The sequence below is a fragment of the Acetobacteraceae bacterium genome, assembly GCA_004843345.1.
Classification (GTDB): Bacteria; Pseudomonadota; Alphaproteobacteria; order Acetobacterales; family Acetobacteraceae.
In genome coordinates, this window is record CP039460.1 from 726,665 (window position 1) to 750,144 (window position 23,480).

The following is a 23,480-nucleotide window of genomic DNA, read 5'->3' on the forward strand; positions in this document are numbered from 1 at the left end:
GCTCAAAAGAGCTAATTAGCGCTTTTAATCAGCGGTTAGCATCAGATTGAACATCATTTTCAAGTTGAGACAATGAAATCGTTTCACCAATTATTTCCTGACGGGCTGGAATAAGGGAAATGCTGAAAGGATAGCGTTTAATGGTGACTTTATTTTCCAAGCCAAGGGCTTTAATTTTCTTCAGCGCAACATCGCCTGAAAGATAAACACTTTCTTTGTTATCATTGCGGAAACCATCATCATCAAGGCACGCAAAATCACGCCCAATTTGAAGGCTGGTTAAGCCCAATTTATCAATATTTGCACCCACTAATTCATAACAACAAGCCATTTTAAAAAACTCCTCCTAAGGTTAAGGGCAGGCCCCAGTCCTCCCAAGCTAGCATTTTTCTTTAAAAGGACAAGCGTAATCTGCATCTATTTCCCTTCAAGACCCTGCTCTAAATGCTTGTCTCAAACCTGCTTAAAGCTTACAGTATGACGAAATATTTTCTTACGCATACTCAAAATTCCATTCTGCTACCAAGATGCTCAAAACTTTTATTACCAAAACCGATAAACGTGCCTTTCTGCTCCTCCTGCTCTTGGTGATGGTAAACCTCGCTGTTTGGAGTCTTGCCCTAAGCTTTTTCTCGCCTTATCCAGCCTTACTGGCTTCCGCTTTGCTCGCTTATGGGTTTGGGCTGCGCCATGCTGTTGATGCGGATCATATTGCCGCCATTGATAATGTCACCCGTAAACTCATGCAGCAGGGGCAAGTCCCTGTCGGCGTCGGTGCTTTTTTCTCTCTTGGCCATTCCACCATCGTTATTTTAGCCTGTGCGGCGATTGCAGCCACCTCTTTGCATTTTGCGTCAAGAATGGACTGGCTTCACCTTTATGGCGGCATCATTGGCACGTTGGTGTCTGCTGTTTTCCTTTTAGGAATGGCCTTATTTAACGGGGTCATCTTTTACAATCTTTTTCGGAATTATAAACAGCTCCAAAGAACAAAAAATCTTTCACAGGAAAAACTCAGTGAAATTGAAAACGCCTCTCCAACAGGTCTCTTAGGCTGGATTTACCGCTCTGTCTTTAAAAGTGTGACGCAAAGCTGGCAAATGTATTTTGTGGGCTTCCTGTTTGGACTTGGATTTGATACCGCCAGCGAAGTCGGCCTTTTAGGCATCTCCGCCTCTGGCGTTCAGGCCAATTTTTCTATCTGGTCCATTATGATCTTTCCCGCCCTTTTCGCCAGTGGTATGGCGCTTGTTGATTCTTTGGATAATTTCGTGATGATTGGCGCTTATGGCTGGGCCTTTAAAAATCCACTCCGAAAACTTTATTACAATATGGCCATTACCTTCATCAGCGCCTTTATTGCTTTGATCATTGGCGGATTAGAGGCGCTCGGGCTACTCGTGGATCAATTTAATTTTACAGGTCAAATCTGCGGGCTGATTGGTAAAATAAGCGATCAGCTTGGCTGGGCTGGCTATGGCGTAATTATCCTTTTTGTCCTGCTTTGGACAGGATCGCTTCTTTATTACCGCACCCTCAAGCAAGAAGAGCCTCTTCTAGACAAAAACACTCTTTAAAGAAAATAAAAAGCTGGGTGCTTGTGGCGACCCAGCTTTCCAAACAGAAAAAGAAGAGAGCGGAAACGCCCCCAAATCTTTCTTAGTTTTTATCTTGGTGATGGTGATGATGGTGGTGGCCTTCGCCTTCACGTTTAACATCCTGATGGACGTTATCAACGGCTTCTTGACCGTTCTCTTTGGCTTCTGAAGCATCTTTTTTGGCCTCTTTTTCAGAGCCATTCCAGACATGCTCTGCGCCTTTTTCGGTGCCGTGCCAAGCTTTCTTGCTACCTTCTGCGGTTGCATCCAAACCCTTTTTTGTGCCTTCTTTTGTCGCATCCCAGCCTTTTTTAGTGCCTTCTGCCGTGCCGTGCCAAGCCTTTTTGCTGCCTTCTTCGGTTGCGTCCCAGCCCTTCTTTGTGCCTTCTGCTGTTGCATGCCAGCCTTTTTTTGCACCATTGGCCGTGGCATCCCATGCCCCTCTTAGGCCGCCATGGTGATGTGGGGCTTCTGCGCCATTCTCTGCAGGAGCGGAAGCATCTGCCTGTGCGTCTTCAGCAAAAGCATTGCCAGCGACAAAACCTGTTGCAAGCAAAAGGGCTGAGCAAGATAGAAAAAGTTTTTTCATCGTGAAATTCTTTCTTATAGATAAAGAGACTATTTTGCTATTTACGCCCATTCCCTTCGAAAAGGATAGGGGAGAAAAAAGAAATAACCATGATTTTCACAATTTTTCAAAATTGTTACAGCAAATCCTTCATTTGCCGCATTTTATCCGAAGAAACCTTCACTTTTCCATGTGGATTTTCAACTTTTAAATTATTTAAAAACGACACTTTAGAGCTTTGCTTAGGGCCAGCGCCGTCAAAAAACTCCTGATAGGTTTTTTGAACATTTTCGGCAAAAAACTTATCCTTGACCAACCCTAACAGCCCTTTCCAAAGGATAGAAAACCCAGCCTCGTAAAGCCGTTGCTTTTCCTCTTCAAAATCCCCTTCCTGCGCCGCTTCACTTCGGGAATGAATCATACTCACAGTCGTATTGGAAACCGACATAATGACTTGATAGACAAAAATATCCTGCCAATGTTTCTCAATATCGTCGCCGTCCTGAATTGTCCAAAGGCCGACTAGAATTTCCCCTAAAATCGGGAAAAGCTTCACACTTTTAAAACGGGTTTCCCGTGTCAATTTCCCTGTCGGGGTTAAACGGTCCAGCGTTTTAATATAGGCAGGACGCTCCAGGCCCCATTCCACATAACAGCTCCATAAAAAACGGAAACGGTCATGAAGCCCCTCAATCCCGGCACGGCTAAGATCCAAATCACTCGTAGATCGTCCCGTCAAAAGCAAGAGACGCGCCTTCTCAAGATAAGCCTGCCAATTCTGGCGGATATAGAGATAAAGCGCATTTAAGAGGTCATCTTTATGCACAAAATGGTTAAAAATAGTGCCTTCGGAAACGCCTGCGGCCTGAGCGATTTGACGGGTGGAGGCTGTCAAACCTTGTTCCGCAACAATCTCAACAGCGGCGGCTAAAATAGCCTGTTTTTTAGCCTCTGGCGCACGGCTAAAACTTCTACCCATTTCGTCCCCCAAAGAAGATAATAAGTCAGTTAATTTAAGATTTCATCTCACGCTTGAAGAAGCAGAAACACATTCTTTGAATAGACTTTGATATATGCCCAAACTTTTTCCACGCCAGCAATACGTCATATTAAATTTTAACGCCTAAAAGCGTCCCCTACACTTTATAAATAAATAAATAAGAAATATAGGGAAAAAGAACGCAAAATCCTAGAAAAAAGAGACAACCGCCTCTTTTTGAGAAAAGAGAAACCTTGCTTTCTGATCCACTCTCTGCCACTAAGTTTGAATGTCTATTTAAAATAAAACGAGATAACATGCCAAAAGGATAAGAAAGTAAACAGGTTCAGCGCATATGTTTAACTTTCATTCTGAATTTTTATGATGAACTTCCCTTTTACGTCTTCCCTTTTACGCTTACGCACCCTTTTCTTGGGGCTTTTGCTTCTAGGTTCTTTCTCCCCTGCCATGGCAGAGGACTCCCAAAATCAGAATCAGCAGCAGTCGCAGCAAAATAACGATCAAAACCAGAACCAGCAAAACGATCAGCAGCAGCAACAGCAAAATAACGATCAAAACCAAAACCAGCAGAACGATCAGCAGCAGCAACAGCAAAATAACGATCAGAACCAAAACCAGCAGAACGATCAGCAGCAACAGCAAAATAACGATCAGAACCAAAACCAGCAGAACGATCAGCAACAGCAACAGCAAAATAACGATCAAAATCAAAACCAGCAGAACGATCAGCAACAGCAACAGCAACAGCAACAGCAACAGCAACAGCAACAGCAACAGCAACAGCAACAGCAAAATAACGATCAAAACCAGCAAAATAATCAACAGCCGCCCAAACATGTCAAACAGCCTGACCCTGCAGCAGAAGCTGAAATTGACAAACGCTTTAATGCGAACCCAAACACAAGAGGGCTTCGCAATATTGTCTATACCTATATTCCAGATTTCATTAAGCACTGCCCTTCATGGGAATCACAGATGAAAGATTGGCATCGCTGTGAAGCTGTTGTCCCCTTCACCGCTGTGGTCAATTTCCGCAACAAATTGCGTAAAGAACCCCTTAATACCAGAATTCAGCAATGGTTCTTCCTTGATGCGATTGGCGGGATTGAGCGCCCTGACGATGACATGGTGCGGGCAAAATCCTTCCTTTCAAAATATTTTGCTAAAATTATTCTCCATGAACTCCATGACGATAATGCTTGGTGCTATGGCCCGTCTTGGGTAGGGCATTCACAAAAAGCATGGATGCCATGCGCCAATATTCCTGATTTTGCCTCCAGAAGCCTGCCGCAATGGGCGCTTTACACCCCGCCAAAAGACCATCCACGCCCTACATGGCCGGGCACATTTGACGATACAGCCCCCGATGAACCAGGCCCGATGGAAGTCCCTGCAAAAGTTATTGAGGAGGCCGCTAAGCCAGACCCTCAAGCCGCCAATAACGGCAATCTGACAAAAAGCTACAAAGGGGAGGATAATTATATTCCTTCGCTCCAAGGCATGCCGACACATGCGCTGGCTAAACCTGCGGAAAATGCAGCAGGTTCTGCGACAGACTCTGCCCCAGCGCAAAATCCTTTATCACTTCCTTCCAATATAGACCCTTCTATTCTTTTAAGCCGTGCTGAGCAGATTGTGCAGTCACCAGAGGGGGCTGGCCTTTTACAGCAAATTCTCTCAGGCGATCTCGCCACCCGTCAAAAAGCCGTTTTCCAAGCGGCAAAACTCCTCAAAATGAGTCCGCTGGAAATCGCCCAAACGGCTCAAGCGCTCAAATCCTCTCCGCAAGGCATGCTCATTCTCCAACAGATTAAACAATTGGACGGTGCGTCTCCCGAAGAGAAAAAACAAACCCTGATGCAAATCGCAGGGATGCTCGGTGTCAGTCCCGAAAAAGCCAATAAAATTGCCCAACAGGCGCAGCAAGCCGCCCATGGCGACACAAATAGCGCCCAACAGCTTTTAGATCAGGCCAAAAATGCAACGGCGAACACCCAGCCAGAAGCTGAAAATGCCCCTGCTTCTGACAATATGGAAGCAGGCAAGCAAGCGCTTGAGCGTGCTGCAGCCCTCGCCAAGTCACAGCAGGAAGAGAATAATCTCCCCCCAGCCTCCGCCGAAAACCAGCAGGAAACAGAGACGACGCACCCATCTGAAGATGCGGATAGAGGGGTTTTTGACATCGACAAACATGACCCCAATCATGCGGAATCCAATGCTGGCGGCGAGCGTGACCTCCTCTCTTATGATCATCCTGACAATAGCCGTGCCGGCCTTGAAGAAGGCAGTTACGGCAATAGTGAAGACCGTAACAGCAAAGGCGCTCAATACGCCCAGAGCAGTCCTGAATATTCTAATTTTGAGGGGGCCAGCAAACCTGTCAATAACCCTGCCAATGACGGTGTTGCGCAAAATTCTGGATCGGTTGATATGTCAAACATGTCAAGTATGCCAAGCAATCTGCCAACCCCTGCACAGGGAAGCGAAAGCGCTCCTCCCCCTAGCGCTTCGGCGGCTGTTCCCGATGGGAGCGGCAGCGGCTCTTGGCAAAATCAAAGCTTTGATGGCAGTGCAAATCCCAATCCTTATGGTAATGCGAATTTTGCACCGCAAACGCAGCAGCCAGCAGAAACAGGGGAGAACAGTCCACCGCCTGCGCCAGCCGAAACACCAGCACCAGCGCTGCAGCAGCCTAGTCCTGCGCCTGCCGCAGCGCCAGAACCTGCAAAAGCCAACCCAGCTTGCCAGAAATGGAAAGTTGTGAAAGAAGGCGAGACGGCTTCGGACGAAGAAGATGATTGGAAGGTTGTAAAACAATAAAGACACTCAGAATGCTTGCATCTCATTTTTTTAGTCGCTAAATCTTTTAGCTTGTTCAATTTTTGAAAGTAACCATAAAGGCTTTCGTTAAAATGCCTCAGTCTGCTCGACATAAATACCTGCGCCATCAACTGCTTGAAGCTTTAGAGGATGTTTACCCTTCTCCGCTTCCTATTGACGATGTAGCGCTTTCCGCTCCTTTCGATCCCTATGATGAGGCTGTTCTTTGCGCCCTTCAAAGCCTTCAAGAAGAAGGGCTTACCTGTGACAAAAGTCTTCTGAGAGACGAGAAAGGGAGTCTTTTATGGCATGAGCCTGCGATTACCAGCCGTGGGATTGACCATCTCGCCAGCGAAAGCAATATGAGCCATACGCTTCAGGCAGGCGCTCAGCGTGTCCAGCAAGCCAGCCTTCAGCCCATTATAAAAGAAGCGCTGCTCTTAAACGAAACCCTCTCAATGGCAGAGAAAAAAGCCTATTTGGAAAAAACCAAATCTGCCTCTGAAGCCGAGCTGGTTGAAGTTGCAAAAGAGTTAGAAGCCAAAGGCATTTTGAAACAAAGCGTCTCTCTTTTTTAAGAGAGGCTCTGCTTTTTCTAATCTGCATCTTCTCCCTGCACGCATCTGGATTTTCTCTTGAGATTCTCTGGAGTCTTTTGGGTATTGCAGGGTATAAGCTTTTTTGCTAATAATTGTCTATCCACCTTCTTTCTCTCTTAACCCCCTTCTCTTACTGGCATGGAAAAGGGTTTCTAAGGGAACTTTCACTTTTCATCTTCTCTGAAAGTTTTTCAATGCGCCAGGAACATAAGCAAAAAAACATCGTTTCCCCCTCAAAAAAACTCCCTTTAAAACAGCGCCGCCGTCTCATGCAGAAAGAATGGATTGAAACCATCCATCGGGAAACAGGCGACAGCTATTCCAAAATAGCCCGAAGCTGCGGCCTTGCGCAAAGCACCATCAGCCGCTTTATGGACGATGTGCAGACCAAAGGCGCGCTATCAGCCACCACCGAAGAAAAACTCCAAGCGGCCTATCCTGAATTTCCTTCCAAGCAGACTGAAATCCGCTCAACTGGCGAAAATTCGCAAGTAGCGTCCGCAACGAATTTTAAAATCCTCCAGCCTCATCAAGTCAATGTAATTGGCTGTGTGCAGGCTGGTCTCTGGCGTGAAGCCATGGAGCGCTCTTATGAAGATTGCTACACAATCCCAGCCTATGTGCCTGAAGCCTATCAGCATCTTCCCTATTATGGGCTGAGTGTTCGGGGAGAATCGATGAATCTCGTTTTCCCAGAAGGCTCTGTTGTCATTGTGGCTAATTTTGCCAATTTGGAGAGAGGGCCAGAAACAGGCGATTATGTGATCGTGCAGCGCCGAGACCCGTATAGCTCCTCTTTTGAAGCCACGGTCAAAGCCTTCCAGCGTAAAGAAAACGGCGAAATTATGCTTTGGCCCAGAAGCTCTGATCCAAAATTTCAGCGCCCTTTTATTCTCAAAGATGAAAGTACGTATAGCAATACCGACCAAAGCGAATATCTCGATAGCGCCGAAGCGCCCGAAATCAGCGTTCTAGGCCTCGTTATCGGTGTCCAAATTCCAACCCCTAAATGCGTCTTTGATGCCAAATAGGCAAAAGCTCATAACAACTTCTTCATGCTTTGAGGTAAAATATATGGTATCGTTTAAGATTGATTTTAATATTTTGAATGCCCCCTCAATAGCATGAATGGACGGAAATGACCTCTGCGCTTATTTCTCTCTCAATCTTCTTTTTTATCCTGTTCTTAGGCCTTTTTTTTCTATAAAAGATGGCGTGCAGAGTCTGAATTACTGCCTGAAGAAACAGGCTTTTTTAAAGAACTGTTAAGTATTTTAATTACAAATCTTATCAGCCTTGTCATTTTTATACTTTTTATCATTGTCACGATTATTTGTCTTATCATTATCATTCTTTGACGATCTTTTTGCGCAAATTATCAAAGATAAAGGCAAGCCCTTACGGCCACACCAACCAAAGCGAATAGACAAAAATAAACGAAATATCTCAATCTATGCGAAAGTATGTAGAGGTATGTGGTCGTATGCAAAGCTATCCATGAGTATTTAATCCTATAAACTCACTCCCCTGCCGTTTGATTTTCTCCATAAGGGAGGGGGTTTGTTTGTGGTGTACCAGAAGGGGCAATCGGATCCCCATCGGCGAGCTGCACACAGCTGGCAGATTTTATTTTATAATTGCCGATATTACTTGCTTGGCGGTTAATCTCCACCCGAACACGATCACAGGCTTGGGCTGTTGGCACCATGATAGGATTTTGCGGATAGACCACAGGGGTCGGGGCAAGAATAAGGGCAGGCAACAAAAGATAATGCATCTCTTTTCTCCAAAAAGGCCAGAAAATCCCAGTTAAAATAGCGGCAAAAAAAATCTTTATTTTTTATAAATATTTTCGCTTGTCCCTCTTTTTTTAGTAAAAAAATCTAACCATATATATGGTGCGTAAGCAACTTAACCTTATATGGAGTACGTCTCATGAAAACAGGTTCTAAAAGCGCATCAAAAGCAAAAACTTCCGACAAAACTGTAAAACCAGCCGTTGCAGCCGAGGCCGCACCTGCTAAAAAAGCCGTCAAGACCAAGAAAAAATAAGTGCCTTTATAAGTTATAAGGCCTAAAACCCCTTCTACTTATGTTCTCACTAAAAAAACGGGACGTTCCTTTTTGAGCGCCCCGTTTTTATTATGTCTCTTTTAACGCTTTACTTCCCTTTTCTTGCGCTTTGGCAAATTCTATAAAATAACACTCTTCCCTTCTGCCTGACACTTCTTTGCACATTGCCTTCAAAAAACGACATTTTTCCCTCTCTTTAAAAAAGAGTATTTGAAATACGTCTTTTATTGTGTAAAAGAAAATCATGATGACACAGAAAGATTCCCTCCCTCCTCTTTTACGTTTTGGCTTTCGGCCTTTCTTCCTTTGCGCTGGCCTTTGGGCTGTTTTGAGCGTTTTGATTTGGATGCTCAATCCATTCGGCCTTTCGGGACAGCAAATCGGTGGATTGGAAAATTTGCCTGCCTATCTCTGGCATGGACACGAAATGACCTTTGGCTTCCTCTTTGCCGTGATTGCAGGCTTTCTCCTCACCGCCAGCAGCCACTGGTCAGGCTTTAACCCTGCCAAAGGGATTTTTTTAGGAATTTTAGTCCTTCTCTGGGTGTTGGGACGGCTCTTCTTTTACGCTGGAAGCCTTTACCCTGCGGCCTTTTTTGATGTTGGGTTTGATCTTACCCTTTTAGCGGCGGTTACCCGTGTCATTTTAAAAGCCCGCCTCTGGCGCAACCTTATCATCGTCTTTTTGCTGAGCTTGCCTGCTTTCCTCAATCTTGATTTTTACCTGATTCAAACAGGTGTTCTGCCTTTTGACTCTGCTGTGCCATGCGAGGGGGCTTTGGCAGTCTTCTTTATGTTCACTTTCTTGATTGCAGGACGCATCATTCCTGTTTTTGCGCCCAATGCGCTTCCCAATCTCAAGATCAAATCTTCACCCAAATTAGATAAGGCCTCCCTGCTTTCAGGGGCAGTTTCACTCTTTCTCTGGGGAATTTCTGCCTATCAGAAATCAGCAGAAATGGGCTGGCTTTGCACTTTTGTCTTTCTCATCACGTCTGTGATTCATTCCAAGCGGTTTTCAAACTGGAATCCAAAGGAAAGCTTTAAAAACAGCATGATTTTCGTGCTTTACCTTAGCTACGCTTGGATTATCATCTCCTTCCTCCTCATGGCCCTCGAAAGCCAGCATCTGATCCTCCGCACGATGAGCGTTCATGTCATGGGACTGGGCGCAGTCAGCATGGCAGTTGCCGGCATGATGTGCCGTGTCACCAGAGGCCATACAGGACGGGAGATTAAAGCTGAAAAAGCCGAGATGATTTTCTTTGTGATGCTCTCCCTCTCCATGATTTTACGCCTGATTTCCACCATTCCGCAGGTCATGGCCTCTTTGACCGCCTTTCTAACTTTGCTCAATGCGTCTGCGACCTGTTTTATCATTGGATTTTTAGCTTTTCTGTGGCGTTACGGCCCTTTCCTGTGCCGTAATCGGGCAGATGGTAAAAATGGATAGGCATTTTGGAAAGCTCTTTGTATAGTAATGATTTATCAAGTCAGAAAAGCCTGAAAAGGAAAATAAGAATGGATAGGGACACACAAAGCGATGCGTTGAAGGAAGCAAATTCCCAAAAGAATTTTATGAGCGATAATACCGCCCCAATGGATGAAGCGGTTCTTCAAGCACTCCTCCAAGCCAACCAATGCAATGAAGCCCCTTACGGTAATGATTCCTATTCTGCTCTTTTAGAACAGCGCTTTAATGCCCTTTTCAATACCAATCTTAAAGTCTTTCCAATTGCGACAGGGACAGGCGCAAATGCGCTTTGCCTCAACGCCTTTGTTCAGCCTTGGGGCGCTGTGATTTGCGATCAAGCCAGCCATATCGACAATGATGAAGGGGGTGCGCCTGAATTTTATATGGGGGGCGGGAAAATTTACACACTCCCTTCCAAAGATGGCAAAATCACACCAGAAGCGCTTAAAAAAGCGCTCCTCGAAAACCGTGAAAAAGGCGTTCTATCGCCACCAATCCAAGCCCTTTCGCTCTCCCAAACCACTGAATTTGGCACGCTTTACACCAAAGAGGAACTCCAGGCACTCGTCTCAGTCGCACGGGAATTTGGGCTTTTAGTGCATTTAGATGGGGCACGTTTGGGAAATGCGGTGGCGGCACTTGGCTGTGACGTGGCCGAGATCAGTTCTGATATTGGCATTGATGCGGTCGTTTTTGGGATGGGCAAGGCTGGCGCAATGGCGGTTGAATGTCTGGTCGTTTTTGAAACAGAACGTACCCGGCAAGCCCTGAAATCTCTCCCCCATCTTCGCAAGCGCAGCGGTCAAACCTGGGCAAAAGGCCGTTTCATGGCCGTTCAAGCTTTAACAATGTTAGAAAATGACCGTTGGCTTGAAAATTCACGCCATGCCAATGAGATGGCGAAAAAACTCTTAGCAGGCTTGAAAGAAGCTCAAAGTGCAGGGAAACTCGACCTTTCTTTCCCTTATCCAACGCAGGCAAATGAGATTTTCCTCGTTACCAGTGCAAAATGTCTCGATAAATTGGAAGAAGAAGGTTTCAGTTTTTACCGCTTCCCCGTTAAGGAAAGCTGTAAGGCAAAAATTTCCTATATTTTAAATCCTGAAACAGCCCGTTTTGTGACAAGTTTCTACACAAAAGAAGACGATATTGAAGCGCTCCTCAAAGCGCTCAACAAGCTCTCCTAAGGCTAAAAAGCGTTACCATTTATAAAAATCGACGCTCTGCCCCTTTTGATAGAAACTGTCTTTCTCCCCTTCTAAGGGGAGAATTTCAACGAGACCGTCTGTCCCTGCGGTTGAAAAAAGATCCCCTGCATTGATCTCTTTGACATGCACAAGGCCCCGTTCATGCAGGTCAAAACACACTGGCACAAAACGGCTGGAAACCGAATGGGCCTTGACCGCCTTGTCCAACAGAACCGTTTGCACAGAAGGCATCACACGCCCTTGCGCCTGTTCCAAACAAGGAATCAAATAACGTGCCGCCGAACTCAAGGCTGCAAGCGGATTTCCGGGCAGGCCGAAAACAATCTGATTTTTAGGCGTTGTGCCAAAAAAGAGAGGCGATCCCGGACGCTGTTTCACACCATGAAAAATTTTCTTAACATGGGATTTTTCAAGCGCCGCTGGCACATAATCAAAATTTCCCTTAGAAACGCCGCCGCTTAACAAAAGAACGTCACATTTTTCTAAGGCTTCCCGGACGGCACGTTCGGTCTCTGCCTGATCATCTCTCACAAGTGAGATTTCAACATCTGTAAAGCCTGCATTCGCCAAAAGCGCCGCAATCATCGTATCGTTGGAACGGCGGACTTGTCCGTCTCCCAGCTTCTGATTGACCGCAACCAGCTCATCTCCTGTAATCAGCATCTGGATTTTTGGAATTTTAGCGACCAAAACCGTATCAAATCCGTTGCCTGCCAAAACAGCGGCCGTGGCGGATTTAATCTCATAGCCCTTTGATAAAAGCAAATCGCCTTTTTTCGCATCTTCCCCCTGCCAGAAAGGCACACGTTTTGGCGAAATGGTGAGAGAAACGCCATCTTTGAGCGTAACAAACCCGTCTTTTTTATCAATTTCCTCAACAGGGATAATGAGTTCTGCCCCTTTTGGCATCGAAGCGCCCGTCATGGCCTCCATGCACATTTCATCACCCTCTGGCAATGTCAGCGTCTTACCGCCAGCTCTGGCACAGCCCACAATTTCAAGCGGAAATTTAGCGCTTTTACGGCAGACAACCCCATCCAATGTGACCCGGTCAAAAGGAGGATTATCCGCCTCTGCGACCAAATCCTCTGCCAAAATCCGTCCAAAAGATTCAGAAAGCGGCACTTTCTCTGATCCTAACGTAAATCCTGCCGCTTTAACGTGGCGCTCTGCCTCTTTTGTACTGATTTTCATACACCCATCCGCCTTTATGCGTTTATAAATCCTCTTCTATCTTACCCCTTTTAAAACGCTTTTTTAAGACGATTTCTAAGAGAAAACCCAAAATCCTTTGGAAGAGAAAAAACGCCTTGCCAATCTCACATCTCCTTTTCCACGCTAGGCACTTTCTTCTTGATCCCCTGCGCTCCCATCTCAAAACAAGCCCTGCAAAGTCTCTGGACGTTCTGACGTAGCTGGCATACAGTTTTTACATTGATCCCGTCCGCTATCAGACGCCACCAACAAAAAAAGGGCAAAAAAGACATGGCACGTTCTCCGTTTAAACCGTCGAAAAATGCTTTGAAAGCCTCTTCCTATGCGCTTTTAGCCAGTTTTTCCCTTGCTTTTTGCCTGCCGGTGGCTTCTTTTTGCGCCCAAACGCCCTCTCCAGATGCGGCTAAAAAACTTCTTCATCCGCTGTCTCAAAAAGCCCTCAACCGCAAACCCAAAAACCCTGTTGAACCCGAGGATACAGGGCCAAAACTTTATGGGCCAACCGCCCCCGATGCGTGGCGAGCAGAGGCCGAAAACGGCAATCAAGATGCCGTGGAATTTTCCAAATGTATGGATTTTGTAGAAAACAGCGACCCTGCGCAAGCCAAAACCTGTTTTGAGAGGGAAGCCAATAAGGGCTATACGCCAGCCGTTACCGCTCTTGGCAAAGCCTATTTAGAAGGAAAAGGGGTCGAGAAAAACACCCAAGAAGCGCTAACCTATTCCCTTAGGGCCGCCAAAGCAGGCGATCCCGAGGCGCAATATAATACAGGTCTTTTGTACCTCAACAGCGACGGGATTATGCCCAATTTCCATAAGGCACTTTATTACCTCCAGCGTTCTGCCAATCAGCAATATAGCCCTGCGGAATATAACCTCGCTATTCTCTATTTAAAGGGAATTAAAGGCGTGAAACAAAACACCATTGTCGGCATGCGCTATCTCCAAGCCGCCGCCGACCATAATGATGCCCACGCCGCAGAACTCCTCAGCCGCCCCGATGAACTCAAAGGCTTTAAGGGAGAATGAAGATGACAAAAAATCCTGAAAAGCCAGAAAAAATTGAATCTGTTGAAGATTGCCTCAAGGCGGTTGCTTATTTAAGTTCAAACACAGACAAAGCGCACAAACTCTTTTTTCGTGGGCATGGTGAAGCTGGCTGGGATTTAATCCCGAACCTGTTTCGTTCAGAGAACGGAACAGAAAATCTAGCACCTTACGAAAAACGTATTTTAGGGGAAATGATTTCCCGAAGACCTGAGGAGTTTTCAAAAGATAGCAGCATGTTTGAACGCCTTGTTCGGGCGCAACATTATGAACTGCCAACCCGTCTGCTTGACCTTACCCTAAGTCCTCTCGTTGCCCTCTTTTTCGCTTGCTCTTCTCATGAAGAAGGAAACGGAGAACTGATTAGCTTTGCTAAAACCAAATCGGAAATCAAATATTACGATAGCCACACAGTCAGTTGTTTAGCGCATCTCAGAGTTCTTTCTGATTTTGGAAATTATAAGCAAAAACTTCAACAAATAAGGGAGAAAGGGAACGATTTTCAAAACAAAATACGGAAGCTTCAAAACGAGCACTCACATAACCTCAAAAATGACTTAAGTGACCTCCCTGACTGGACAGCGTTTGATAAGGTTTTAATTCCATTCTTAAATGAAATTTTTAAGGTCTATGATGAGGATTATCTAACAAAACTACAGACGTTATGGGAAAATCGGGAACAAGAGTTTAACCATTTTACCTCTACTGAACAATTAAAAAGAATGCGAATTGAACAAGCCTTTCCACAAATCTCAGAAACGACAGACGAGTATATTATTAACATCATTTACTCGGCTTCCAATCATATATTTAGACAAACCAAGGAAGGCCAAAAACTATACCATTCTATAACTGACGAGCGCCCTGGATTTCAGAACAAAATCAACCTAGAGGATTTATTTCAGCCCCTGTTCGTCTATCCCAAACAAAGTAATCCTCGGATTATTGCACAGCAAGGGGCTTTTCTGCTTTTTGGCTTAGAAGAAAAAATTGAAAAAGAGAACGAGGAATCTTTAAAGATAGAGCGTTTTGCAATTCCTCACAGTGCAAAAGCTCATATTTTAAAACAACTTGATAATTTGGGGATCAACAAAAGCTTTATCTATCCAGAACTTGCCAATCTTTCCTCTTACCTGATTGACGAAATTAAAAGCGAAAGCCGATAAAGAAAAAGGCGGATAAACCGCCTTTAGCTTACAGACGCCAAAACAGGATTAGGCTTTTTTCTCCCCAATGCCGGTTGAGCCAAAGCCGCCTTTGCCACGCTCTTTGTCATGCACGGTCGCTTCTGGGAGTTCCACATTCGCCAAGAGGCAAAAGACCGCTTGGGCGATGCGGTCGCCTGCTTTCACTTCAAAATCTTTTTCCCCTAAATTCATCAAAATCACTTTGAGTTCCCCCTCATAATCCTGATCAATCGTACCCGGAGAATTCAACGTAAAAATCCCATGTTTTGCAGCGAGGCCAGAACGGCTCCGTACCTGCATATCAATCGGGCTATCATTTTCAAGATGCACTCTCAGTCCTGTTGGAATCATCACATACTTGCCAGCTGGAATAATCTTATCCACAGCGGAATGAAGGTCATAGCCAGAGCTATACTGGGTCGATTTCGTAGGAAAAACCACCTTATCGGCATAAGGAAGGTCTTCTAAAATCGAAAAGGAGATCTGATAGGCTTTAGACATTTTTCTTTACCTTATGTTTGTCATTCTTTTCTTTTATGAGCCTTAAAAGCCTGATTATGCTTTAAAATCTTTCGTTAATTCAGGGTCTTTGGTGAGGCTTTTGAGTGTGCCATAGGCAATTTCTGGAGCGGTTAAACAGTTTTGAAAGGATTCCAAAACAGGCTCAAGATTTTGCAGAGGCAAATCAACATTTTTCCCTTTTTTCCAGTCGGAAAGAATCATATTTGCCTTTTTGGCCTTTGCAAAATCGCTTAAAATCTTGTCAATTTCGGTATCGTCCACCAGCGTCATGAAAATATGCGGATTTTCGGGATCAACCGTGTAATCATAAACCTGTTCATCTATCTTGAGCTGGAGCTTGGCCTCGTCCCTATCCGAAAGTTTCCAGCTGGCATCTGTCGTCCATAGCTCCCGTGACATGCGGGAAACAAGGAAAACGAACGGGTGCGAAACCGTGCCATTTTCGGCTATTATTTTATAATCCAACGCACAGACAAAAGGATGCCCGTTTTTATTTGCGCCATAAAGCGCATTGGCGCTCCAGACATGATCGGAATCTCTTTGAGCGGTTTTCTGCACAACCCAGCCATGGTCTTTATCCGCTTTTTCAACTTTCGCCTCTGCTGGCTTCTTTTCGGCATAGGAAAAAGAGGGGGCAAGTGTGAAGCAAGCCAGCACTAGCGCAAGAACTGTTTTAAAACCTGCTGGTTTCATCTGACCGAAATTCATTTTTTGTCCCTCTTTTCTATACGCATTCCCTCTCCTTTTTGGAAGGATTGCGCCCTCTTTCTGCGCTTAAACAGCGCTTTAAAATCCATGATAAAACAGTCTAGCACTTTGAAGGCACGCTTTGCACAGAAGTTTTTACAAAAAAGCCTCCTTGCCTTATACTCTGCCCCCACCATCTGCCCCTGCGCAAACGATACCCCCAAAATGTTTAGATTTTTAGGAACTGTCCCATTCTTAATTTTCCAATCCCCCCTGACGAAGAACTGCCTGAATTTACCTTGCGTGAGGAAAACATAGCGCCAGATGCGCCCATTCCCTCGGCACAGCATCTTTTTAATTTACATGCGCCCAGATGGATCAAGGCAGGCCAAAGCATCGAAATTGAGGGCACAATCATTACAGATGGCATGTTCTATCTTGGCGAAATTCCTCGCAACAGCACAACCTCTCTCAAAGATTTTGGGCCAGAACTGATTAACCTTGCCCTTGATATTGCGCCCCTTGGACAATTTACCATGCGCCAGACGGGGAATAATCCGAGCTATCAAGACCTCGCCCCCTCGGGACGGCGAGCCTATCTTCATTGGCTTTCCCAAGGACGCCGCCATACAGATGCCGATCCCGGATTTGCCATGATTTTCTTTTACGGGCTGGAACGGCGTGTTCTCACCACCCCACGCCCTTTGGACGCTGAAAGCATTGCGGAATGGTCTTTGATTGCGCAAGAGCTAAAAGGACTTGCAGCCGTTTACGGACACCGCTCCCTCTCACTCAAAGGGGGGATTTCCAGATTACTCGAATGGATGCGGGACTATCGCCTCGCCACAGACCCTGAAATTGCGGAAAAATATCTGCGGAAATTCCTCGTTCCAGAAGACCTCCCTGAAGAAGAGCGCCCTCAAAAATGGATGGAAATTTGGGAGAATATTCAGAAAATCTATCCCCATCCACGGGCAAAACGTACCGAAATACCTTGGCGTTTACGCCTTGCGCTCGGGCTGATGAGCCAGAATGCCCTGCCCCTTTCGCCCCCCATGGCGCTGGCATGGCTGCATTACCACCCTGAAAGCACCCTGCGAACCCCTGCAGCACGCTGCCCCAAAGAGTTTGACCAGCTTTTCATGACTTGTTTTGCAGAAGAATTTCCACAATGGATGCGCCTGATTAAAAGCCGTTTTCCTCTCAAAAAGACCTATTCTCCCACCTCTTACGGCATGCAATTCTATCCAAAGCTTTTTGAAGAATTCCATGAAATTCCCGATATTGCGCCCCTTAAAAACGCCTTAAACAAGCTCGAAGAAATCGCCCTCAATGTCTGCGACCAGCTTGATTTATATAGTCGGGCTCTTTCCAAAGAGCCTGAAAATGCTGAAGGGATTGACCTGCTTATTCTCCTGCCTTTTCCTCTTTGGCCAAGCTTAATGCAGGAAAAAATCAAAAATCTGGCGGAACGGATTGCGCAAGAGGGCACGGATTGCGCCTCTTTCAAAGATTTTTTTGAACAGATCAATCCCAATCCTCAAACCAATGCCAGCCTGCCAAAGCGTCTTTCTCTGCGGCAAATCAATGTCTTGCTGGAAAATCTCAAAACACTTGAAATTGGCGTTGAGCCCACCCCAAACAAAAATGCCGTGGATCTGTCCGAAAAATACGGTTTTTTCCATTATTCCTTTAAAGCAAACGAAACGCAGGAAACCCTGCCCACCGAAATTCGTTTCCTCCTTGCCCTCGGGACTGGACTGGCGACCTCTGATAATCATGGGCTAAACGCCCAGCGGAAGCGTTTTTTGCACGATCAGCTTCTTAACCCCAACCTCTTGCCTGAAACGCCGTCTCCTTTGCAGGCACAACAGGCAAAAGCGCATTTGCTTTATCTTCATACGCTATCTGCAGCCAAGATTTTTAATCTGATTAAGAAAAAACTGCCGAGCCTGAACCTCACCCCAGTCCAAAAAGTCGCCTATCTCAATATGCTCATTAAACAGGCAAAATTGCTGGGCATGGTCTCTATTGGCGCTATGAAATTCTTAGAGAAACTCTATAAGCTTTTTGATCATGACCCTGCGAGCCTGCCCAGTGATGTCAGCCGTGGCCATATCGACCTGCCCGGCACTTTTAAAAATGAAACCTCTGAAGAGAAGGGACTTAACCTTGATCACGGGAAAATTGCCGAAAAACGGGAAGCCACAAAGAAAATCACAGGCATTTTAGACACGATTTTTAATCCAGAAGAAGAAACAACATCGCCTCCCGAACCTCTATCCCCCCAAACAAGCGCCTGCCCCAAATCCGAAAACAACAAAACAGTCCCAGAAACCCCAACAGAAGAAACTAAAGATTCCTCTTTTCCTTTAGCAGAGCTTGATTCCGCCCATCAGAAAATGGCACAAAAACTGCTCGAAAAAAGCGAATGGGAAAGAGCCGAAATTGAACAGATTGCGGAAAATCTCGACCTCATGGCCGAAGGGGCGCTTGAAACCATCAATGATGCCGCTTTTGACGTCTATGATGAACCCTTTATCGAGGGGGAAGACCCGTTTGAAATCAACCCTGAAATGTTAGAAATACTGGCGGAATTTATTCCCCACTAATGCCCGTTTCAATCAGTCCAGAACGGCATAAAGCGGACCAAAAAAGGAAACCTCCCCCTCTTGAGGCGCTTCTTTTCAAAGATTCCGCTTGAAATTTTATTTTTCACTATAAGGATTAATGGGAGGGTTACTTAGCGAAGCGTACTCTCTCTTTGTTGGGAAGCCCATCGCTTGAAAATCGATATGCGGATGCTTAGCAAAGAGTCTGTTAAGTTTCTTTGACCACTGAGATTCAGGATCAATAGTTTTCAACAAATAGTCACAGATCAATAAAGTTGGATAAAGCTTCTTGTCACCAATAATCTGATTATTCTCATCTTTAATACAATGCTGCTTCATAATAAACTTTGGAATAGTAAATGGCACTCTCATATGTCTATTCCAGAGACGGCTATGGTGCGCACATAAATTACGAGTGTACGCTAAATGACGTGTAATACTTGGTAATAAATGAAGAGCTGGTAGCTTATAGAAATGAGAAATCGCTTTCTTATCTTCATTACTTTTAATACTTGCAAGGAATACAGAAAGAGTTCCAAACGGAATAACCTCAATCGCTGCCCATATGGGAACAATTTTCCAATCACCTTTATAATTATCTTTAAAAGTGTAGTTATCTGGATTGAGATGGCCATGAGAACCATGCTCCATTGCAAATCTATAAGCGATCGTACCTCTTAAAGATATTTCAATAATATCTAAAGCACCAGCTAAATGCAGGCGCAACTTACGGTCGAACTCATAGAGATTAAGAACACTTTTAACTGATACAAGATATATTTCTATTTATCAAAACAAGATCACAATCGCAGCCAGACAAACTGTGCCCAATAACATAGGAAAAAACCTGTCATATCTCATAGCGCTTTCTTTAAACTATTTAAGTTTATAGCAATACCCTTTAACTGTTCCGAATTGCCTTCCGAACTCACTTTTCCCCTATCCCAAATTCTTCCCTAAACAGGTTTTGTTGCGAAAAGCGGGCCTCTTTTAAGCAGACCTTTTTTCTCAAGCGCAGCGCCCTCTGGCACATCTTCAAAAGCACCAATTTCAAACTCAGAATTTTTCGCAACAGAGAAATATTCGTCCCAAGGCACAGGCACTTGATGGAATTTGCCATCTCCCCCAAAAACAGGAATGAAGGTGACCCTTGCAACGGATTTATAGCCTGTTGCCGTTACCTGCATTTTCTGGCCAGCCTCTCCCGCTTGCGGCAGTGCGGTTTTGAGCAAATTTCGGGTTTTGCTTTCTGGATGGGCAAAGGCCCTTTCGCCATAATCATTGGCAACGGCCTCATGCTCCCAAGCGCAAGGCTGCTTGGCGTAAGTATCTTTATAAATCTCTTGATGCGAGCGGTGATTTTGATAAAGCGGTATCGCCCATAAAGGCGCAAGGGCAAAATAAAAAGAATGTAAAAACTGCGCATGATACGTCTTAAAAAATTCCCGCATTTCGGCAATTTCATAAGATTGGAATTTTTTAGGACTGCCATCAATATCGGTCGCCCTCAAATGCGCTGTCCGCACCCAATTTATCATGTGATCTTTGCTAAAGCTGAAATCATCGCCACAGCCAATTTCGGAATCTTTAAGCAGTCTCAACATCTGCTGCTGGGCAAGCGGCGTGAAAAGCAAGCGGAATTGCACCTCATTCGTGCGGTTACTTGCTCCAAATAAAGACTCAAACTCACGGTTCGCCATCACGGTGAAATTATTATCGCCTTTGAGCGATTTCTTTTCTAATTTCTTCACTGCATGATTTTTACGCATCTTATCGAAAAACCCATCGCCTAAGCCCGAAAGTTTAGAGGGCGATCGTGAAAACGTTAAATCTGGCGCAGCCTCATTGGCGTAAATTAAAAAAGTCTCTTCCCCATATTCTGGAAAAGGTTTTGTGACCGAGGCCGTTAAAACCTGATGCCGTGTTGTGGAAACCCAATTTCCATTTGAATCCCGATGCCTTTCAGTCCAGCTGATGGAAAGCGTCCCGGTATAAAGCTTTGTGCCCATCCAATGGTTAAGTGTCTGCGCTAAAATAAAAGGATTACCATTGAGCGCACCGCTATGGGTGTGCAAAATAGAGGTGTTGTTTCCTAAATTCTGGGAAAAATTAAACTGCTCCACCATCTCCCGCAAACGGCCATTATGGAAATAAGAATCACAGGTCAGCGCTGGAAAGCTCTTTTCCGCCAGTTTTAAAGCTAAATCCCATTCAAAAAGCCGATTAAGCGGTCGGACTTGTTTCCAAGCCTCCTTGCGCTTGACATCACATTGCGCCTTTAGGTCGTTAAGAAAAGAAAGGGCTTTTTGATAAGCCTGCCATAAGAAAAACAAAAGGGGCAAGCCAATCGCAGGCGGTGCGATCATCCAATGAGCGGAAATCGCCTCGACCTGTTTGCAAAGATCGGAAAGACTGTAAAGATACGCTGTTCCCCCAGCGCATAAAAGGGCGACAATCCCCAGCGCAACCTTCCACCAGAAGCATTTACGCCCTGCTGAATTTGCCTGTTTTTCAAGTCCCCTTAATTCCCGAATAAGCGCCTGATTTTCCTGTTCGTCCACCACTGAGGTCTCAAGCAGTTCCTCGAAAGCATCAGAAACCGTTTGCGCATGTCTGTCCTTAAGAACATTTTGATAGAAATCCAAGGGGTCGAGCGTATCGCCGCCCCCTATGGTTTCTAACGAGGCCACATCGCTCAAAAGAACTTGCTCCGTGCCGCCTCTCTGGTCTCAGCGGAAACAGTAAAAGGAATACGGCTGGTATAATGCGCTCTTGCGGCGATAATTTGCTTGGTCGGCCAATCAAAAATCGCCTCATTCCAAAGTAAAACCGCATCATTATACAGGCCACGCGCTGCTGTAATTTCCTGTTGGAGATAGGTGTTTTGGCGCATCGCATCCGCAATCACAGACTGCGATTTTAAATCTGGATAGGCCTCTGCCGTTGCCCGGACAAGAGAAAACGCCTGATTGAGATTCTGGGCAACCGCATTACGCTCCCCGTCCTGCGCAGGCGTAATTCCACTGCGGTAAGCGGTGACTTTTTCCATCACGCTTTTATCTAATTCAATAGATTTATCGAGCAGCCCGACCACATTTTCCAGCACAATCACACGCTGTTCTAAAAAATGGTCAATTTGGGAGGCATCTGCCTGAATACGCTGCTGAAGCTTGTTCAAGGTCGCCTTTGCCTGCGCCTTCATCCATAAAAAGACAGGACCTGGCAAAAATCCTAAAAGCCCAACCCAAAGCGCCTGATCCTGTGGCAATACATGGCCAACATAAAGTAAAATCGCTGGAATAAATCCCACGACCCAAAGCGACATTTCAAAAAGAAGCGAACCAACCCCAATGGTAACAGGGAGCTGCTTTTCAATAACATGCACGTCCCGCCCTTCTTGATTGACAGAACCCGTGATTTCGTCCAGCTCGTTTGCCATTACCAAAAATCCTCAATTCCAGTACGCCCTTTGAGACGCCTTTTTTCTAAAAAATATCTTTTTGACCCTAAAATGAAATGTCTTAAAAGCACAAGCTTTCGGCTTTTTTTCTAAAAAAGACCCTCGACTATTGGCAAAAAGGCAACGAAACGGCAAAGTCTTTTCTAAACCTGTTTCCGCTTCCTCATTTTCTTCCCATAGAGACTGCCCCTATGCCGAAATTTTCTGATGTAAATGCCTCTGTAAAAACGTTTTTTTTAAAAGGATTCAGCTTTAGCGCCATTTGCGCCCTAAGTGCTGCCAGCGTTACGCTTCTTCCCACCCAAGGACGTGCGCAGCAACCGACAAGAGGGGCGTTCACAATGCCTTTTTCCCATGATCCGAATGCGCCAGCCCTGCCAGCGCCTGACACCAATCTGCCTTATCCAGACCAGCCAGCAAATGCGCAAGACGGCAATTCGGTCAATACAGCAGGCCTGCCAACAAACAAACGCCCTGACAAAGCCCAGCAGGAAGCGCAAGCCATTATTGCCTCTGACCGTGGCGATGAAGCACAAGACCACGATGAGGAAGATCAGGTTTGGAACGATCCCAATTCCAACAGCACGCCCCCTGGCGACAATCCTGACAATACCTTGTTTAACTTTCCCTAAGCGCTACGCCTTAGGAAATCTCTGACACAAACAAAAAGGCAGGGTGTTCCCTGCCTTTCGAAGTTTTGCACGGAGAGAGTTTAGCTTAATAGCGTTTTGGCACGAGGCTTTTTGGATCCATAATCTCTTCCTGCTGCTCTGGCGTTGTGCAACGCACCCAGCGCTGGAAAGGATAATCACTTGGCCCGACAGGACGGATTAGGAAAGACTGCGCAGCGCAATTCTGCACTTCAGGATCATTAAAATCCGCATGGAGATAGGCTGGAAGCGGATGCCCGCCTGTTTTTAAATCTTCTGCCGCTTTCAAAAAGCCAGAGATTTTCTCCGCAGAAACCCAATAAGCCTTTACTTTTTCCTTTTCCCCGGGATTATCGACCATCAAAATACCGCCTTGCTTATCCCCATTGGCAAAGGTCACATTCGCATAGGCGGAAATCACCCCTAATTTATCAAAAGGAATAGGCACGATAGAGCGAACCGCCTCTTTCGCACCTTTATTAAAGGTAAAAGACACAACCTCAATCGAGGACACACGGGAGGCAACGCCATTATTCCCGCTCATACCCTGATTAAGCCAAAAAGCCGCCTTAGGAGAAGTCAAAAGACCAGCAAATTTCCATTGCTGCTTGTCAGAGAGAACCTGCGTCTCTGTATAAACCTCAGCATGGGCGGTATTTGCCATATACGCACCAGAAATACCTACGGCAAGGCAAGCTGCAACAACTTTCTTATTCAAAAATTTATACATAACATTCCTTAATGCGCTTAGCGACCACAC

Annotated in this window: 21 protein-coding genes; 10 read left to right on the forward strand and 11 right to left on the reverse strand. The window is 45.5% G+C overall.

Annotated features, from left to right (window positions below; translation table 11 throughout):
• Positions 1-28 precede the first annotated feature (28 nt).
• Positions 29-331, reverse strand: coding sequence for a hypothetical protein (locus FAI40_03645; GenBank protein QCE34505.1), 303 nt, complete (start codon positions 329-331; stop codon positions 29-31).
• A 196-nt stretch (positions 332-527) separates the two neighbouring features.
• Here FAI40_03645 and FAI40_03650 point away from each other — a divergent pair, with 196 nt between their 5' ends.
• Complete coding sequence (locus tag FAI40_03650; GenBank protein QCE34506.1) at positions 528-1,577, forward strand: HoxN/HupN/NixA family nickel/cobalt transporter; 1,050 nt, start codon at positions 528-530, stop codon at positions 1,575-1,577.
• A gap of 82 nt (positions 1,578-1,659) precedes the next feature.
• On the opposite strand, the gene FAI40_03655 is transcribed toward FAI40_03650, so the two are convergent.
• Positions 1,660-2,187 (reverse strand): hypothetical protein, encoded by a 528-nt coding sequence (locus FAI40_03655; protein QCE34507.1) that lies wholly within the window; start codon positions 2,185-2,187, stop codon positions 1,660-1,662.
• 115 nt (positions 2,188-2,302) lie between these two features.
• Complete coding sequence (locus FAI40_03660; GenBank protein QCE34508.1) at positions 2,303-3,145, reverse strand: TetR/AcrR family transcriptional regulator; 843 nt, start codon at positions 3,143-3,145, stop codon at positions 2,303-2,305.
• Between the two features lie 381 nt (positions 3,146-3,526).
• On the opposite strand from FAI40_03660, the gene FAI40_03665 reads away from it, so the two are divergent.
• The 3 genes from FAI40_03665 (at position 3,527) to FAI40_03675 (ending at position 7,616) form a co-directional block, all read left to right on the forward strand.
• Positions 3,527-5,986: a hypothetical protein gene (locus FAI40_03665; GenBank protein ID QCE34509.1), complete on the forward strand. Its 2,460-nt coding sequence runs from the start codon at positions 3,527-3,529 to the stop codon at positions 5,984-5,986.
• A 92-nt stretch (positions 5,987-6,078) separates the two neighbouring features.
• The gene (locus FAI40_03670; protein ID QCE34510.1) at positions 6,079-6,564 is read left to right on the forward strand and encodes a hypothetical protein; all 486 of its coding nucleotides are present in this window, start codon (positions 6,079-6,081) and stop codon (positions 6,562-6,564) included.
• A 215-nt stretch (positions 6,565-6,779) separates the two neighbouring features.
• Entirely contained in the window at positions 6,780-7,616 is an 837-nt protein-coding gene (locus FAI40_03675; GenBank protein ID QCE34511.1) for a hypothetical protein, read from the forward strand.
• A gap of 488 nt (positions 7,617-8,104) precedes the next feature.
• Here the strand turns inward: FAI40_03675 and FAI40_03680 are convergent, their stop codons facing one another.
• Positions 8,105-8,362 carry a hypothetical protein gene (locus tag FAI40_03680; GenBank protein QCE34512.1) on the reverse strand — a complete coding sequence of 86 codons (258 nt, stop codon included), beginning with the start codon at positions 8,360-8,362 and terminating at the stop codon, positions 8,105-8,107.
• Between the two features lie 540 nt (positions 8,363-8,902).
• Here FAI40_03680 and FAI40_03685 point away from each other — a divergent pair.
• Both FAI40_03685 and FAI40_03690 read left to right on the forward strand, forming a co-directional pair.
• Entirely contained in the window at positions 8,903-10,111 is a 1,209-nt protein-coding gene (locus FAI40_03685) for an NnrS family protein (protein QCE34513.1), read from the forward strand.
• 68 nt (positions 10,112-10,179) lie between these two features.
• Positions 10,180-11,319 (forward strand): aminotransferase class I/II-fold pyridoxal phosphate-dependent enzyme, encoded by a 1,140-nt coding sequence (locus tag FAI40_03690; GenBank protein ID QCE34514.1) that lies wholly within the window; start codon positions 10,180-10,182, stop codon positions 11,317-11,319.
• A 12-nt stretch (positions 11,320-11,331) separates the two neighbouring features.
• Here the strand turns inward: FAI40_03690 and FAI40_03695 are convergent, their stop codons facing one another.
• Complete coding sequence (locus tag FAI40_03695) at positions 11,332-12,534, reverse strand: molybdopterin molybdotransferase MoeA (GenBank protein QCE34515.1); 1,203 nt, start codon at positions 12,532-12,534, stop codon at positions 11,332-11,334.
• Positions 12,535-12,825: 291 nt separating this feature from the next.
• Between FAI40_03695 and FAI40_03700 the strand changes: the two genes are divergently transcribed.
• Positions 12,826-13,584, forward strand: coding sequence for a sel1 repeat family protein (locus FAI40_03700; protein ID QCE34516.1), 759 nt, complete (start codon positions 12,826-12,828; stop codon positions 13,582-13,584).
• The gene (locus FAI40_03705) at positions 13,581-14,768 is read left to right on the forward strand and encodes an FRG domain-containing protein (protein QCE34517.1); all 1,188 of its coding nucleotides are present in this window, start codon (positions 13,581-13,583) and stop codon (positions 14,766-14,768) included. The genes FAI40_03700 and FAI40_03705 overlap by 4 nt, the downstream gene beginning before the upstream one ends.
• 48 nt (positions 14,769-14,816) lie before the next feature.
• Here FAI40_03705 and FAI40_03710 read toward each other — a convergent pair whose 3' ends face one another.
• Complete coding sequence (locus FAI40_03710; GenBank protein QCE34518.1) at positions 14,817-15,290, reverse strand: dUTP diphosphatase; 474 nt, start codon at positions 15,288-15,290, stop codon at positions 14,817-14,819.
• 54 nt (positions 15,291-15,344) lie between these two features.
• Entirely contained in the window at positions 15,345-16,019 is a 675-nt protein-coding gene (locus FAI40_03715) for a hypothetical protein (protein ID QCE34519.1), read from the reverse strand.
• Between the two features lie 278 nt (positions 16,020-16,297).
• Here FAI40_03715 and FAI40_03720 point away from each other — a divergent pair, with 278 nt between their 5' ends.
• Positions 16,298-18,610 (forward strand): hypothetical protein, encoded by a 2,313-nt coding sequence (locus FAI40_03720; protein QCE34520.1) that lies wholly within the window; start codon positions 16,298-16,300, stop codon positions 18,608-18,610.
• Positions 18,611-18,706: 96 nt separating this feature from the next.
• Here the strand turns inward: FAI40_03720 and FAI40_03725 are convergent, their stop codons facing one another.
• From FAI40_03725 to FAI40_03735, 3 genes are all read right to left on the reverse strand, one after another.
• Complete coding sequence (locus FAI40_03725) at positions 18,707-19,396, reverse strand: Abi family protein (protein ID QCE34521.1); 690 nt, start codon at positions 19,394-19,396, stop codon at positions 18,707-18,709.
• A 170-nt stretch (positions 19,397-19,566) separates the two neighbouring features.
• Complete coding sequence (locus FAI40_03730) at positions 19,567-21,309, reverse strand: hypothetical protein (protein QCE34522.1); 1,743 nt, start codon at positions 21,307-21,309, stop codon at positions 19,567-19,569.
• The gene (locus FAI40_03735; GenBank protein ID QCE34523.1) at positions 21,306-22,049 is read right to left on the reverse strand and encodes a LemA family protein; all 744 of its coding nucleotides are present in this window, start codon (positions 22,047-22,049) and stop codon (positions 21,306-21,308) included. Before FAI40_03735 ends, FAI40_03730 begins: the two co-directional genes overlap by 4 nt.
• A 212-nt stretch (positions 22,050-22,261) precedes the next feature.
• Between FAI40_03735 and FAI40_03740 the strand changes: the two genes are divergently transcribed.
• Positions 22,262-22,702 (forward strand): hypothetical protein, encoded by a 441-nt coding sequence (locus FAI40_03740; protein ID QCE34524.1) that lies wholly within the window; start codon positions 22,262-22,264, stop codon positions 22,700-22,702.
• Positions 22,703-22,787: 85 nt separating this feature from the next.
• On the opposite strand, the gene FAI40_03745 is transcribed toward FAI40_03740, so the two are convergent.
• Positions 22,788-23,450: a hypothetical protein gene (locus tag FAI40_03745; GenBank protein ID QCE34525.1), complete on the reverse strand. Its 663-nt coding sequence runs from the start codon at positions 23,448-23,450 to the stop codon at positions 22,788-22,790.
• Positions 23,451-23,480: the final 30 nt, after the last annotated feature.